Raw genomic sequence first — 15,808 nt, forward strand, 5'->3', positions numbered from 1 at the left:
TTGGTTGCGGTGAAAATCACAGTTATGTTATCATTGTGGCATTATACGAGACGTAGTTGAATGTTAGGGGGGTCTACCGCGTATGTGGACAGTTATCTACATCGCACCGACTGCCAAAATCGCAGACATGATTCAGTTGAGACTGACGGAAGAAGGGTTTCTTATTCAAGTGCGCCCTGTTCATCTTTCTAAACAACAATTTGAAATACTTGTTCCTTCCGGAGAAGTGGAAGAGGTTCAAGAGGTGCTCAACTCGATTTTGCATGCATAATACGGCTGCCTAAAGAACGCTAGCATTGTTCGGACAGCCGATTTTTGTTGTCTAAAGTTAGGACAATCTCCAAATGTGCTGATAGTGGGCACAAGAGGGAGAAATCACGCCTAAAGAGGTGTAACGGGTGTTCAAAGACTTATTTCAGAAAAAGAAAAAGTATGCAACTGTACCGTCTGTACGTGATGACCGTCCTAAGCGCGAGATACCCGAGGGCTTAATGCACAAATGCGCCAAATGCGGTACGATTCAATATCATAAGGAATTAGAAAAAAACTTGAAAGTATGCTCCAATTGCGGTCATCACATGCGATTAAACGCTCTCGAGCGTATCGAATTGACATTGGATGAAGGCCGCTTCTTTGAATATGACAGCAATCTCGTTTCTGTCGATCCGCTTGAATTTCCAGGCTATGCACAGAAACTGAAACAGCAGCTCTCGAAGTCTCCACTGAACGAAGCTGTAGTGACAGGAGAAGGCACGATTGGCGGCTATCCTGTCGTTGTCGCGGTAATGAGCTTTGACTTTTTCAGCGGAAGTATGGGATCTGCGGTAGGGGAGAAAGTTACCCGTGCCATTGAGATCGCCTTACAGAAGCAGTATCCGCTTATTATTTTCTCCACATCAGGTGGGGCACGTATGCAGGAAAGTATTTTAAGCTTAATGCAAATGGCGAAGACGAGCGCTGCACTCGCGAAGTTTCACGATGCAGGCGGCTTATACATATCTGTCTTTACAGATCCGACTATGGGTGGTGTATCAGCTAGCTTTGCTATGCTTGGCGATATTAATATTGCTGAGCCGGGAGCACTCGTTGGTTTCGCAGGTCGAATCGTAATTGAACAGACGATTCGTCAGAAGTTGCCGGATGAATTCCAGACGGCTGAATTTAACTTGAAGCACGGGCAAATTGATCTCGTTGTACCTCGTAAAGACTTACGTCAAACGTTGTCAAAGTTGCTCGACTTGCATACGGTAAAAGGAGAGGTGTCGCATGGCGGGTGAACTTCCGTTTGAGAAGCCTTTAGTAGAGTTAAAGCAGAAAATTGACGAACTAAAAAAGTTCGGGGATGAGAAAAGTATTGACTTTACTGAAGAGATTGCCCGTTTGGAAGAGCGTTATGCCAGGCTGGCCGCTGAAATATACACCAGTATTTCTCCTTCACAAAAAATGCATCTGGCAAGACATCACCAGCGTCCAACGACGTTAGATTTGGTGCAGCATATTTTTACCGATTTTGTTGAATTGCACGGTGATCGTTTATTTGGAGACGATTTAGCGATTGTAGGTGGGCTTGCACGACTAAATGGAGTCGCGGTTACCGTTATCGGTCATCAAAGAGGTAAAGATACGAAAGATAATATCGCCCGCTTTTTTGGAAGTCCTCACCCTGAAGGTTTCCGTAAGGCACTTCGACTTATGCAGCAAGCAGACAAGTTTAAGCGTCCGATCATCACTTTTATCGATACGAAAGGTGCTTATCCAGGCAATACTGCGGAAGAACGCGGCCAATCTGAAGCGATTGCGCGCAATTTACGCGATATGGCTATGCTTGGTGTTCCTATCATTTGCGTCGTTATTGGTGAGGGCGGTAGCGGAGGAGCGTTAGCCTTAGGAGTGGGCAATCGCGTACTCATGCTGGAGCACGCTATCTATTCAGTCATTTCGCCAAACGGAGCTGCTTCGATTTTGTGGAAAGATGCTTCGAAGGCGGATCAAGCGGCAGAAGCGATGAAGATCACAGCTGCCGATTTGAAGGAAATGGGAATTATTGAAGAAGTTATTCCTGAACCTCAAGGTGGAGCACACAAGAACATTCCAGAGGCTGCCGAGCATATCAAGACAGCGCTATGGGGTCAATTGGTGGAGCTGTTGGCGCTGAATGCGGACGAGCTGCGTGAAGACCGATACAATAAGTTCCGTAAAATCGGTGCTTTTACCGAGCTGGATAGTATGTAACCAAATCACTTACATAAAAAGCATGTGAATTGGTAAAACTTATAAATATGATAATCTTCATATACAAAACTTGATGATTATAGTAAATTAATTAGTTGTGAACTAATTTAAAAAAGTAGAGATATTGAGAGAGATAATATTGGAGGAAAACCATAATGCGTAAAACCAAAATTGTTTGTACTATCGGACCTTCTAGCGAATCTTTGGAGAACATCAAGAAAGTAATCTTGGCGGGTATGAACGTTTCCCGTTTGAACTTCTCTCATGGTGATTACGAAGAGCACGGTAACCGTATCAAAACGATCCGCCAAGCTTGCGGAGAAATGAACAAAACAGTCGCGATCTTGCTTGACACAAAAGGTCCAGAAATCCGTACTGGTAAATTGGCTGTAGAGCCGATTGACCTTGTTGAAGATGAGTACATCACTTTGACGACGGAAGAAATCTTGGGCGACAAAGATCGTATCTCGGTATCTTATGAGAACTTGCCACGTGATGTAGAAGTCGGTTCGACTATTCTTATCGATGACGGCTTGATCGGATTGACTGTTGTTGACATTCAAGGCACAGAAATCAAGTGCAAAATTGTTAACGGCGGCACAATTAAGAGCCGTAAAGGTGTTAACGTTCCAGGTGTTAAAATTTCTCTTCCAGGTATCACAGAGAAAGATGCGAATGATATCCGTTTCGGTATCGAGCAAAATGTTGACTTTATTGCAGCATCTTTTGTTCGTAAAGCAAGCGACGTTATGGAAATTCGCAACTTGTTGAAAGAGCATAACGCTGAGCACATTCAAATCATTTCCAAAATCGAAAACCAAGAAGGCGTAGACAACTTGGATGAAATTTTGGAAGTTTCCGACGGTCTTATGGTTGCACGTGGTGACCTTGGCGTTGAAATTCCAGCTGAGGAAGTTCCACTCGTGCAAAAACGTATGATCGAAAAATGTAATCGTGCAGGCAAGCCAGTTATCACGGCTACTCAAATGCTTGATTCCATGCAACGTAACCCACGCCCTACGCGTGCGGAAGCGAGTGACGTGGCTAACGCAATCTTCGACGGTACAGATGCAATCATGTTGTCTGGTGAAACGGCTGCGGGTAAATACCCAGTTGAGTCCGTATTGACAATGTCCCGTATCGCTGAAAAAGCGGAATCCGCATTGGACTACCGTGAAATTTTCTTGAAGCAAAGCAGCAAGCAGCAACCAAGCGTTACAGATGCAATTAGCCAAGCTGTTGCGAACACAGCACTTGATTTGAATGCGAAAGCGATTATCAGCTCTACGCAAACAGGTCATACAGCGCGTATGGTATCTAAATTCCGTCCTAAAGCACCTATTATCGCTGCAACACCGTCTGAGCAAGTTATGCGTGGCTTGTCCTTGACTTGGGGTGTAGTACCTGTTAAGAGCGAGCAAGCGGCTTCTACAGACGAAATGTTTGCAATTGCAGAACAAGGCGGCGTTAAATCGGGCCTCGTTTCCCAAGGTGACTTGGTTGTGATTACAGCGGGCGTACCAATTGGCTGCGCAGGCTCCACAAACTTGATTAAAGTAAGCCAAATTGGCGGCAACTGCTAATTATACAAGTGCGGAGCATGTAAGCTTCGTTTCTATAACGAGCTAAGTACACAGAAGCAATGGCCATATGGCCATTGCTTTTGTTATAGTTTGCTAGTGTGAGAATGGAAACAACTTTGTGTTATGATCGTATTACTTGTATAACAAGGAGCGTGGATATCATCGTACACAAGCTAACAGCGGATACGTCTTGGCATGGTCATGTGCTGCGTGTTCGATACCAAGAGACAGATCGAATGAATGTCGTGTTTCATGGCAATTATGTTACATGGTTTGAGGTAGGTCGGACCGAATGGCTACGCGGTCGGGGCCATACGTACAAACAGTTGGAAGCGCAAGGGTTACTGTTGCCCGTTACGGATTTGCAGGCACAGTTTAAAAAGCCTGCGATGTATGATGATATCGTGATCATTTTTACAAAATTATTGGATGCTACGCCGTTGCGTGTTCAATTCCAGTCATGTGCATGTCGAGTTAGCGAAGCTGAAGCAGAGCGATTAGAGACGCAAATGTGGTTCGCTGAGCCATTTGGGGAACGCTTAGTTGAAGGTGGGACAACGCATGTATGGTTAAGCACGGATTGGCGTCCGATCAGGCTTGATCGGACTGCTCCAGACATCTGGGCATTATTAAATCAGGTGTAAGGTAGGAAAGGAGAGCTGCCCTTTATGTGGGTGTTACTGTTGCTATTATTAATTCCAGCGCTTGAAATTTACGGATTTATATTGATGAGTGGTTGGGTAGGTGGATGGAATACATTCCTCCTTATCTTACTGACGGGTATCATTGGTGCCATCGTTGCGCGGTATGAGGCCAAGCAAGTATGGGGAGAAGCGCAGCGTCAGATGCAGACAGGGCAAATACCAGGCAGAGCGGTGATTGATGGGCTATGCATTTTGGCTGGTGGGGTATTGTTGCTTACACCCGGGTTTTTTACGGATGTAATAGGATTCACGCTTGTATTCCCGCTTACACGCCCGATTTACCGCCATTACTTGCTTAAATGGCTCGAAAAGAAAATGAGAGACGGGAACACGGTGACGTTTCGTCGTTTCTAATGAATAAGTCGTTTTTAATGAATAAGGAGAAGGACAGCCCCCTAGTAGGGAGTAGGCTGTCCTTCTTTTTTATTATTGTGCTTGAATAAGTTGTTGCGCACGCTTCACAATCAGGTCGTCAATGCCGAGCTTCTGTGCAATAATGAGCGCATAGCTTCTGCCGGCTTCGCCAATCGTAAGCTGATATAGCGGCTGTAGCGTCTCGGCATTGAACTCCATGCGGGCGTTTTCAAATCCGTCCGTCCGCGCCGCGAAAGTTTTTAATTCATTGAAGTGAGTCGTCACGAACGAAACGGCTCCTTGATTGTACATTTGTTCCATGATCGCTATGGATAAAGCGATCCCTTCTCCAGGGTCAGTTCCAGCTGCCATTTCATCTACAAGCATTAGTGTAGAGGAATCGGCAGTTTCAAGGATATCAATAATGCCTTTCATATGAGCTGAAAAGGTACTTAGCGATTGCTCAATGCTTTGCTCATCACCTATAACGGCCATGACCTTCGAAAAAATCGCGAACTGGCTTCCGGGCTGCACAGGTACTAGTAGGCCGGACTGAACCATTAGCGTAAGCAGTCCGACTGTTTTTAAGGCAATTGTTTTCCCTCCTGTATTCGGTCCCGTTATAATAAGCGATCGATACTGCCCGCCAATCGCAATGTTTAAGGGATTCATCTTCTCATGCAGCAGCGGATGCTTGCCTTGGCGAATGAGAATGACGCCTGCCAGATTTAGCTCTACGTTTTGGCCCTCCATGGTCTGTGCATACTTCGCTTTGGCGATAATAAAATCGTACATGCCTGTAATCTCAACATGTTGGCGCAGTTTGCTCTCATCTTTATCAACGAGTTCAGTCAAGTAGCTCAATATTTTTGCTTCTTCTCTCGCTTCATCAGCTGCGAGCATATTCATTTCGACGATCAAGGCACCAATTTCATGAGGCTCGACATAGACCGTTTGACCACTGGACGATTCGTCCAGTATCGCGCCTGGAATTTGCTTGTGGTGCGACTTTATAACAGGAAGCACATAGCGATTGCCTCGCATGCTAACTAAGTTTTCTTGTAAAATGGAGCGGTGTCGAGACATGATTTGATTGAGTCGCTTATGAATTTTATCTTTAGTGGCCGCCATTTTTTTACGTGCTTTGGCTAATTCTTTACTTGCTGAATCAAGCACACGTCCACGCTGAATACAGCGTTCAATTTCGCTTTTTAATGTACTTGTATCTTGCATGGAAGCCGCGTGAGTGCTGAAACGCGGGAACCGCTCTGCTCTAGAGGCCATATATCTTTTAAGCTGATCACAGCTGTTTAAAAACGTATTAATAGACATAAAGTCCCGCTCAACGAACATGTACCCTGTCCCAACGAGGGACATGATGTGCTCCATTCCTTCCATAGATGGCAAGGGGACGCTTGCGCCACTTTGCAGCAATTCAGTTGCCTCTGCTGTGTCATCGAGCGATTTACGGACCTCATTCAAGCTGTCTGAAGGTTCAAGTTGCTCGACATGCTGTCTACCAACATAGGAAAGGACGTAGTGCATCAGTTCCATTTTGACTTTGTCGTACTCTAAGCGTACGTAGCTTTTTTGTTGCATGTTCATTGTTCATTTCCTCCTCTTCAAATGGGAAAATAAAAAAGGGCAAAGAATGAACGCATAGCACGTCATTCTTTGCCCTTCGATAGATGAAATAGACAGTCGTGTACGTATAGCCATGTGTCATGCATGACTGTACGGCACGATGCCTTAATCATCTTGATAACGAGTTACATTTTTGTGCAATAAAAAAAACGTGCTGAACACAGCACGGATGAGCGCAAAAATAATCGTCACAAAGGTACGATAAGATGCCCGCGATTTGTTCTTAACTAAATCCAAGGATCATTCAAGGTACAGGAAATAAAGCCTTACTCTACACAAGTAATGCCCAGACATTTCCATCTTGAAATGAATGCCTTATATGGAATTTGGTTAGTTAAGAACGAGCACCAACATTAACATCTCTCCCTATGTGAAAATACATACACAATTTAACATGTAGCGAATGTATTGTCAACATTAACCACAATATTCCGAGCTAGTTCTTAGGATGCATATGAACATAATTTTTAAAAATAGCTCTAATTCAGGGTGATATTTCCTTATAGTATGCTATAATTTTGGGGAAAGGTGGTTCACTAGGGGGTACGGTATGTTTTTATCAGGAATTGATATTGTCATTATGGGTGGTATTTGTTTATTTATATTTTTGTCCTTAGTTGCAAGTACGTTCGCATATATAAAAAGAAAATCGTATGCGGTCAGCTATACTTCACTTTTGTTTGCTGGACTTTTTACAGTATTGTTAGCGGTAAAGCTTTACGCTTTTCCTACTCCACAGACGTATCAAGAAATTAAAGAGCATATGAAGCTAGGTATTGAACAAGTAAATGTGTAAGTACTTCAACAGAAAGACAACAAACAGAGTGCCCTTGCTGAGAGGCCACTCCGCTTAGGATTTCTTTTTCGCATTTTGATGTCTTTTTTGTAGTGAGTTTGACGAAGTTAACTCTTTCCAGGCTGTCACCTTCGGCCTGTTAACACATAATTGCGTAAATCACGGAACACGTTCGCTCGTTGAATGGCAGCGAGCAGTACGATAGTAACAGGCCCAATAATAAGACCAAGCACCCCGAATAGTTTCAAGCCGATAAACATGGCGATTAACGTAATAAGGGGGTCCAAGCCAACATTGGAGGCGAGTACTTTCGGTTCCATAATTTGACGTGCAATCAGAATGATGCCGTACAGTACGGATAGCCCAATCCCGATTGTGGTGCCGCCGGATAAAAAGCAATAGGCAATCCATGGCACCATTACTGCACCTACGCCTAAATACGGCAGTAAGTCTACAACCCCGATTAATAGCCCGATCGTGACGGCATAGTCAATTTGCAGCAAGAGCAGGCCGATTATGACGATGACAGCTGTGATCGAGATGAGCATAAACTGTGCGCATAAATAGCCGAATAGGGCTTTTTTTAAATCGAAAAAAATCGTCCGAATAGGCTTGCGCATCCCCTCTGTAAAAACACGCGTAACAACGTCCATCCATCGTTGCCAGTCCTTACTTATAAAGAAGGCAGCTAACAAAATGACAATCACAATCGTAGCAATATTCGGCAAACTCGTGAGAATGCGAACGATGCTATCCAAAAAACGTGTCACAAGTTCTGTGACGGTGTTCGTTACGGTTTGCGCGGTATTCGACAAGTTGTTGTTGATCGATTCCTGAATGTTCGGATTATTTTTGTAGAGGGAGCTAATCGTTTGTACAAATGAACGTAACTTCTCATTTTCAAAAAAGCTAATAATCACGTCTCGCCATGCGTTTAAATAATCCTCGATTGTGCGCGAAATGGTGTATATTTCTTGGACGATGCGTGTGATGACTGCGGTCATCACGGTGAGCACGAACATTAAGGAAACGCTCAGCGCAATGGATACACTTAACCAGCGGGGCATTCGCCATTTCACTTGCATCCATTTCACGAATGGATTAAGGGCGAATGCGATCAGCCATGCAATAATGAATGGATAAATAAGTGGTAGCACGGTGTACGCTGCGATAATGAAGCATCCCGTCACGAGTAGCACCCATCCACCGCGCCATATTCGTTTGAGTATAAGTTGATCCACGGCAAACCTCCCTTTTTAACACGGTTGTACATATATATGCGTGACAGGAGAGGATAAGCAGTAACTCGTCCACGGAAAAAATCTTTCTGCTTATGGCGGGGGATGATGGATTAATCGTTTTTTAAGGGTGGTTCAAGATGCTTAATGATGTTTAAAAGATGTTGAAGGATTGTTGACACTGAAGTACCCCAAATATATAATTACCTCAATCGTATACGCATATGGATCTGGGTATCGGAAATATACCCAGACTAACATGTTACCGTAAGGGCATAAGTTAGGAAGCTTCGACTTCTTAACTTATGCCTTTTTTCGTTATTCGATTTGGTTAAAATCGCAATCAGGAGGGATAGGCATGAGTGATAGTACAGTATTTCCTCTAACGCAGGCACAGCAAAGAATTTGGTACACGGAACTGCTATATCCGAACACCACGACGAACGTGCTCTCTGGAACAATCATGATGAGAGGACATATGAAGCTAGATGCGCTACAACAAGCGATGCGTTTCATTCTGCAACAGAATGATGCTTTCCGCATAAAGATTACAGAGGTAGATGGCGATCCCAAACAAGTCGTACAATCCCTCGTAAAAATAGAGATTGAGTGGCTTGATTTTTCTGAAGGCGATCCTGAACGACAAGCAAGGGAATGGTTGGATGCTCATAACCGTACATCCATTCCACTATTTGATTCCAAATTGTCTCATGCTCACACTTCGTGCCGCTACCACTACTGGCGACTGAATTCCTCGACAAAAAATTGCATCTGGGCACTCACAAGCGCTGCTTCATTATGATTTCTGCCGATACCTGCGCGTGAGTGGACTCCTCTAATGTAAGGGTAATCAAGCAGCGGCGAGCCGCTTTGTCCGCCATAAGTATCTATATTATGATGCGCGGCGCCACCATTCCAACTACCAAATTGTCGGACGATAGTATTGGTGTGCCCATACATATGCTCTCCACCTTTGTCACCAGGATAGCCAGCGAGTTCAACGATATCTCCGACTTTAGGGATGTATCTAATCACAAAATGATGCTTTGAAACGTGCTGATCCAATTTCAACACAGCCCAATCCATCGATAAATCAGGTTCATATTTTTTATAGCTGCTTGGAACGTAAATTTTAGTAACGGATGCTGCTTTGACGTGGCTCGTACCACTTTTGCCGAAGTAAATAGCCATATTCGTTGAATATTTCCCTGAATGTTTATCGAATGCGCAGTGGGCAGAGGTGAGTGCTACGGTTGGACTGACGAGAGAGGCGGTGCAAAATGCTCGTTGACCAGAGCCAGAGATGAATTCAAGTTTACCTATGTTGCTGTATTTTGGGGAGGACGCTGGGTCGCTAATCAAATATCGATCATCGGTGCCGATAACCGATTCAGTTCCGATGTCTGTGTTTAAGCGTTGTGCTTTTTCAAGTGTCAGAGGTGATGAATGGCTATGAAGCTGGTTGGAGTGTGGATGTGAGAATGAAGTATTACTACTTTCAGCTGCTCCCGTCACCGATAGTATTGAACAGAGCAGCGCAAAGCAAAGTACCGTGGCATATCCTTTTTTCAGCATGATATTCTTCCTCTCAAATTAGTATGATCAAATCGGAAGTCAAGCTACCATCATGCAATTCAGATATCAAATGCGTTAAAGAAAGCCCCGGATTGCTCCGAGGCTTATCGAACACCGATGATGTCACGTCGGTTCTTATTTATTAAATAGGATAAGGACTAGGAATACCTAACTTACAGCTTGTCCTAGCGGTTGAATTCCGCTATTTTCGATACCATAGAGGTATTTGCAAGTGCTGCTACGTTATGGCTCCCCCTTACTCCACCCGAGTGAACTGCTTTCAAGTAAGGATAACTTGCGATTGCAGATCCGCTTTGACCGCCAGCCGTATCCATGTTGTGATGGATCGTGTTGCCGATAATGTTCGTAATTTGATTCGTATGGCCGTACATTTCTTGTCCACCCAAATCACCTGGGTATCCTGCTATTTCAACAGTGTCGCCAACTTGAGCATTTCCAGGGCTAACAATAAAGTGAGAGTTCGAAACACGGCGATCCAATTTCAATACAGCCCAATCGTTCGACGTACCACCAGCCGTAATGTATTGGCTCGGAACGAATACGCGGGTAACATTGGCTTGCACAGTGTGACTGTCGATATTTTTTGCAAATTGAATCGTCATGTTAGTGGAATACTTGGCGCTAGCTCTGTTGTAAGCACAATGAGCAGAAGTGAGGGCTACTGTAGGACTAACTAAGTTCGCTGTACAGAATGAGCGGCTGCCGCTACCTGAGGTGAATGTAAGTTTACCGATATGCTTGTACTTTTCTTCAGCTGCTGGATCACTAATTAAATATCTTTCGTCTTCGCCAATAATGACGTCTGGAAGATCCCTAGTGTTAAACAGTGAAGCGGTTGACTGAATTGAGTTGTTATGAAGTTGGATAGCTTCTTGATTTGAGGCGTTGCTGTTGTCAGCACCTTGAGTCAAACTTAAGAACGAAAACATTAAAGTAAAGCATAGCGTTGGTAAGAATCCTTTTTTTAGCATGAAATTCCTTCCTTCCACAATTAAAATGTTTAATCTGGAAGACTGACAAGATTGCTGAAATCAATATAGCACGATTTCGTACGGTGGTAAATAATAACTTTTTCGTTATGTATTAAAACAAAATCCTACTAATTATTGCATATGTTCAATTTTACATTAGATCCTTTTATCCCCTATTCCGATTTATTCGTTATAAGCCAACCAATAATTTTTATGAACGTGATAAAGCATTTCTATCCAATTATTTGCACTGAAACCGTTCACATAACAGACAAAATCTTATATGATTTATATAGAAAAACCTGCCTTTTTAGTGAATGACAACGTTTAAGTGCGGGTGTTGCTCGTTTACAGGTTGTTCACTCTTCTTGTAGAAACGATTTTGACAATCATACATTTCTACTATACAAAGGCGATTACAGGTTTCTGCATCAGGTTAAGCATACGAAAGTGGAAGCGGAAGTTGAGAGTTTATGCTAAATGGCAAAGGAGAGAGGACAGATGACTGCGACGAAAGGCTTGGAAGGCATTGTTGCAACTACTTCGTCCATCAGTTCGATTATCGACGGCGTGTTGACGTACCGAGGCTACAATATTGATGATTTGGCAGAAAATGCCACTTTTGAAGAGGTTGTCTATTTGTTATGGTACGGGAAATTACCGAATCAATCCGAATTGGCTGAACTGCAAGCGCAACTTAGTGAGCATACTGCTATTCCAAATGCAGTAGTAGAACAGATTAAATTGTATCCGTCTGACACAAATACGATGGCTGCGCTTCGCTCTGCAATTTCAGCGTTGGCATTATATGACAACACTGCGAACGATATGAGCTATGAAGCGAACATTACGAAAGCTATCAAATTGCAAGCTCAACTTCCGACGATCGTAGCTACCCTTGCGCGCGTTCGTGCAGGTAAGGAACCTGTTGCACCGCAAGCGGGCAAATCGATTGCATACAACTTCTTGTATATGCTATCTGGACAAGAGCCGGAAGCAAGCGCGGTTACAGCGATGGATAAAGCACTTGTGCTGCACGCTGACCACGAGCTTAATGCATCTACATTTGCTGCGCGTGTTACGGTAGCGACGTTGTCTGACATTTATTCCGGTGTTACTTCTGCGATTGGCGCTTTGAAAGGTCCTTTGCACGGTGGCGCAAATGAAGCTGTAATGGTAATGCTCAATGAAATTGGTACGTTTGACCGCGTAGATGATTACATTCAGAGCAAGCTGGACAATAAAGATAAAATTATGGGCTTCGGACACCGCGTTTACAAAAATGGCGATCCGCGTGCAAAGCATTTGCAGAAGATGTCTGAGGAGTTGGGTCGTGCCAATGGCGATTCGACTTTATACGATATGTCTGTGCGCATTGAAGAGCTCATTACAGGTCAAAAAGGGTTGAAGCCAAACGTTGATTTCTATTCTGCTTCTACCTATACGATGCTAGGCATTGCAGGCGAGTTGTTTACGCCGATTTTCGCAATTAGCCGTGTATCGGGTTGGACGGCACACATTCTCGAGCAGTTTGAGAACAACCGTATTATTCGCCCACGTGCGGAGTATACAGGTCCGTCTCATCAAACATACGTACATTTACAAAATCGTTAATCGTTGAAAATATGTAAATTGGTGTAACCCCTTTCATCTCATATCGAACCATGATAGTTAGATGTGAAAGAATAGGGGTTGTCTACCAGAAGGGCGGGTTGCTACAATGATAGAGTAGCTCCCGTCACTACTTATTCATACCTTGCCAAATAAATGGCAATAACTTTAAGGAGGAACGTCGATTATGTTGCAACTCGAAAAATTCGCACCACCAACCGAAGGTGAAAAAATTACGATTAAAGACGGCAAGCTTCAAGTGCCGAACACTCCTATTATTCCTTTTATTGAAGGTGACGGTACAGGTCGCGACATTTGGCGTGCATCGAAGCGCGTATTGGATGCAGCGGTTGAGAAGGCGTATAAAGGCGAGCGTAAACTTAGCTGGTACGAAGTATTTGCTGGTGAGAAAGCTCACAATTCCTATGATGAATGGTTGCCGAATGATACGCTTGAGGCGATTCGTGAATATATCGTAGCGATTAAAGGGCCTTTGACAACACCAATCGGCGGTGGTATCCGTTCTTTGAACGTTGCCCTGAGACAAGAACTTGATTTGTACACATGCTTGCGTCCAGTTCGCTATTTCGCTGGCGTACCATCCCCAGTTAAGCGTCCTGAGCTTGTAGATATGGTCATTTTCCGTGAAAATACGGAAGACATTTATGCAGGTATCGAGTACGCTTCCGGTTCGGATGAAGTGAAAAAGGTAATCGCGTTCCTACAGCAAGAGATGGGCGCTAACAAGATCCGCTTCCCTGAGACATCAGGTATCGGCATTAAGCCTGTATCCTCCGAAGGTTCGAAGCGTCTTGTACGCGGAGCTATTGAATATGCAATTAAGCACAACCGTAAGAGCGTAACGCTTGTTCATAAAGGCAACATCATGAAGTATACAGAAGGCGCGTTTAAAAATTGGGGTTACGAAGTGGCTGAGCAAGAGTTCGCTGAGCACACATTTACATGGGATCAATACGATCGCATTAAAGAAGCAGATGGCGTTGAAGCAGCTAACAAAGCACAAGCTGACGCTGTTGCAGCAGGCAAAGTCATTATTAAAGATGCAATTGCTGATATCGCGTTGCAGCAAGTATTGACTCGTCCAACAGACTTTGACGTGATCGCAACGTTGAACTTGAACGGCGACTACTTGTCTGACGCTTTGGCAGCACAAGTTGGCGGCATCGGCATCGCTCCTGGTGCGAACATCAACTACTTGACAGGCCATGCTATTTTTGAAGCGACGCACGGTACAGCTCCTAAGTATGCTGACCTTGATGTTGTAAATCCAGGCTCCGTTATTTTGTCCGGCGTTATGTTGCTTGAGCACTTGGGCTGGCAAGAAGCGGCTGACGCGATTTACAAAGGTATGGAAACGGCTATTAACAACAAGACCGTTACGTATGACTTCGCACGTCTTATGGATGGTGCAAGCGAAGTGAAATGTTCGCAATTTGCAGACGAAATTATTAAACATTTGGGCTAAGGAGCGAGTGAAATGGCAATTCGACGTAACAAGATTACAGTAGTTGGCGCTGGTTTCACTGGCGCGACGACAGCATTGATGATCGCTCAAAAAGAACTTGGAGATGTCGTACTCGTTGACATTCCACAGTTGGAGAACCCTACAAAAGGTAAAGCGCTCGATATGTTGGAAGCAAGCCCAGTTCAAGGCTTTGACAGCAACATTATCGGTACTTCCAACTATGAAGATGCGCAAGGTTCTAACGTAGTTATCATTACTGCAGGTATTGCACGCAAGCCTGGCATGAGCCGTGATGATTTGGTTAATACGAACGCGGGTATCGTAAGATCAGTTTGCGAAAACGTGAAAAAGTATTGCCCAGATTCCTACGTTATTATTTTGAGCAATCCTGTAGATGCAATGACTTACGTTGCAAATGAGACACTCGGTTTCCCTAAAAACCGTGTCATCGGTCAATCCGGCGTGTTAGATACAGCTCGTTACTGTACGTTTATCGCACAAGAGTTGAACGTTTCGGTTGAAGACGTGCGTGGTGTCGTATTGGGCGGCCACGGCGACGATATGGTTCCACTCGTTCGTTATACGAACGTAGGCGGCGTGCCAATCGAGAAGCTGATTCCGCAAGAGCGTATCGATGCAATCGTACAACGCACGCGCGTTGGCGGTGGCGAAATCGTGAACTTGCTCGGCAACGGCAGCGCATACTATGCGCCAGCAGCTTCGCTTGTGCAAATGACAGAAGCGATTTTGAAAGATAAGAAGCGCATCTTGCCTGTTATTGCGCTGCTGCAAGGCGAATATGGCTATGACAACCTGTTTATGGGCGTAATAGCTGTATTGGGCGGCGACGGTATCGAGAAAATTATCGAGGTTGAATTGACGGCAGACGAGAAAGCTGCGTTGGACAAGTCCGCGCAGTCAGTCCGCAACGTTATTCAAGTCGTTAATGCATAAGATGTGACAATTGTCATACAGATGTCAAAAGTCGGCGTGAAACTACGCCGACTTTCTTTGAGTTAAGGGGAAAAATTTAGTATAATGATACATGTTAAATAGAGAATAAGATGATGGAGGAATGTATCTACAATGCAAACAGCCTTTTCCCTACTACACATTTTCGGTGCTGTTGTTACGGGCTTTTACGCTATTGTTCCGTTTATTTTGTCCAAGGTGAACAAAGTGACGCCTGCTGGACAAGAAGGTGTGCTTCTTAGTGTATTTACAGCTAATCGTATCGCGCAGTACTTTTTGATCGTTCAGTTTATTACGGGCGGTTACTTAATGACGAAGAGCAATTACACACCGCTGTGGATGGCGTTGACGACAATTCTTTTGTTGGCAATCGGCGCGCTCAGCGGCATTATGGGTAAGAACTTGAAGCGTGCAATGGAAGCAGCGAAAGCAGGACAGCCGGATGCTGCACTGCTTAAGAAGTTAAGCACGTTCAGCTTCATTATTTTCGTGTTGTTTATTGTTATGATTGTATTGATGGTGTTTAGCTACAAGTTTATTGGCTAACTTATTAGCTAACGACTTAAAATAAGAGAAAGGTGGATCACGTATATTCGTGGTCCACCTTTTTTGCATGTGAAA

16 protein-coding genes are annotated in these 15,808 nt (G+C 44.2%); 12 read left to right on the plus strand and 4 right to left on the minus strand.

Annotation, left to right across the window (positions count from 1 at the left end):
- The first annotated feature begins 82 nt into the window (after window positions 1–82).
- From KIK04_RS17305 to KIK04_RS17330, 6 genes are all read left to right on the plus strand, one after another.
- The gene (locus KIK04_RS17305; RefSeq protein WP_232274850.1) at window positions 83–271 is read left to right on the plus strand and encodes a glutamate decarboxylase; all 189 of its coding nucleotides are present in this window, start codon (window positions 83–85) and stop codon (window positions 269–271) included.
- 127 nt (window positions 272–398) lie between these two features.
- Window positions 399–1,277, plus strand: a complete 879-nt coding sequence (gene accD / locus KIK04_RS17310; RefSeq protein ID WP_232274851.1) for an acetyl-CoA carboxylase, carboxyltransferase subunit beta — start codon at window positions 399–401, stop codon at window positions 1,275–1,277.
- Window positions 1,267–2,232, plus strand: a complete 966-nt coding sequence (locus tag KIK04_RS17315; RefSeq protein WP_232274852.1) for an acetyl-CoA carboxylase carboxyltransferase subunit alpha — start codon at window positions 1,267–1,269, stop codon at window positions 2,230–2,232. Before accD ends, KIK04_RS17315 begins: the two co-directional genes overlap by 11 nt.
- A gap of 155 nt (window positions 2,233–2,387) precedes the next feature.
- Window positions 2,388–3,815: a pyruvate kinase gene (gene pyk, locus KIK04_RS17320; protein ID WP_232274853.1), complete on the plus strand. Its 1,428-nt coding sequence runs from the start codon at window positions 2,388–2,390 to the stop codon at window positions 3,813–3,815.
- Window positions 3,816–3,967: 152 nt separating this feature from the next.
- Entirely contained in the window at window positions 3,968–4,459 is a 492-nt protein-coding gene (locus KIK04_RS17325; protein WP_232274854.1) for an acyl-CoA thioesterase, read from the plus strand.
- A gap of 24 nt (window positions 4,460–4,483) precedes the next feature.
- Entirely contained in the window at window positions 4,484–4,873 is a 390-nt protein-coding gene (locus tag KIK04_RS17330) for an FxsA family protein (RefSeq protein WP_232274855.1), read from the plus strand.
- 72 nt (window positions 4,874–4,945) lie between these two features.
- On the opposite strand, the gene KIK04_RS17335 is transcribed toward KIK04_RS17330, so the two are convergent.
- Complete coding sequence (locus tag KIK04_RS17335) at window positions 4,946–6,478, minus strand: endonuclease MutS2 (RefSeq protein WP_232274856.1); 1,533 nt, start codon at window positions 6,476–6,478, stop codon at window positions 4,946–4,948.
- Between the two features lie 589 nt (window positions 6,479–7,067).
- Between KIK04_RS17335 and KIK04_RS17340 the strand changes: the two genes are divergently transcribed.
- Window positions 7,068–7,313, plus strand: a complete 246-nt coding sequence (locus KIK04_RS17340) for a hypothetical protein (RefSeq protein WP_232274857.1) — start codon at window positions 7,068–7,070, stop codon at window positions 7,311–7,313.
- 125 nt (window positions 7,314–7,438) lie between these two features.
- Here KIK04_RS17340 and ytvI read toward each other — a convergent pair whose 3' ends face one another.
- Complete coding sequence (gene ytvI / locus KIK04_RS17345) at window positions 7,439–8,554, minus strand: sporulation integral membrane protein YtvI (protein ID WP_232274858.1); 1,116 nt, start codon at window positions 8,552–8,554, stop codon at window positions 7,439–7,441.
- Between the two features lie 355 nt (window positions 8,555–8,909).
- On the opposite strand from ytvI, the gene KIK04_RS17350 reads away from it, so the two are divergent.
- Window positions 8,910–9,353: a condensation domain-containing protein gene (locus KIK04_RS17350; RefSeq protein WP_232274859.1), complete on the plus strand. Its 444-nt coding sequence runs from the start codon at window positions 8,910–8,912 to the stop codon at window positions 9,351–9,353.
- On the opposite strand, the gene KIK04_RS17355 is transcribed toward KIK04_RS17350, so the two are convergent.
- Entirely contained in the window at window positions 9,287–10,126 is an 840-nt protein-coding gene (locus KIK04_RS17355; protein WP_232274860.1) for a trypsin-like serine peptidase, read from the minus strand. The two genes, KIK04_RS17350 and KIK04_RS17355, sit on opposite strands and share 67 nt — an antisense overlap.
- Before the next feature lie 185 nt (window positions 10,127–10,311).
- On the minus strand, window positions 10,312–11,118 hold the full coding sequence (locus KIK04_RS17360; RefSeq protein ID WP_232274861.1) for a trypsin-like serine peptidase: 807 nt from the start codon (window positions 11,116–11,118) through the stop codon (window positions 10,312–10,314).
- 501 nt (window positions 11,119–11,619) lie between these two features.
- Here KIK04_RS17360 and citZ point away from each other — a divergent pair.
- The 4 genes from citZ (at window position 11,620) to KIK04_RS17380 (ending at window position 15,733) form a co-directional block, all read left to right on the plus strand.
- Window positions 11,620–12,732: a citrate synthase gene (citZ, locus tag KIK04_RS17365; RefSeq protein ID WP_232274862.1), complete on the plus strand. Its 1,113-nt coding sequence runs from the start codon at window positions 11,620–11,622 to the stop codon at window positions 12,730–12,732.
- A gap of 184 nt (window positions 12,733–12,916) precedes the next feature.
- A complete protein-coding gene (gene icd, locus KIK04_RS17370; protein WP_232274863.1) occupies window positions 12,917–14,215 on the plus strand; it encodes an NADP-dependent isocitrate dehydrogenase in 1,299 nt (432 codons plus the stop codon).
- Between the two features lie 12 nt (window positions 14,216–14,227).
- On the plus strand, window positions 14,228–15,169 hold the full coding sequence (gene mdh / locus KIK04_RS17375; RefSeq protein WP_232274864.1) for a malate dehydrogenase: 942 nt from the start codon (window positions 14,228–14,230) through the stop codon (window positions 15,167–15,169).
- A 132-nt stretch (window positions 15,170–15,301) separates the two neighbouring features.
- Window positions 15,302–15,733, plus strand: a complete 432-nt coding sequence (locus KIK04_RS17380; RefSeq protein ID WP_232274865.1) for a hypothetical protein — start codon at window positions 15,302–15,304, stop codon at window positions 15,731–15,733.
- Window positions 15,734–15,808 lie beyond the last annotated feature (75 nt).

It is taken from the genome of Paenibacillus sp. 481, from assembly GCF_021223605.1.
Lineage (GTDB): Bacteria > Bacillota > Bacilli > Paenibacillales > Paenibacillaceae > Paenibacillus_B.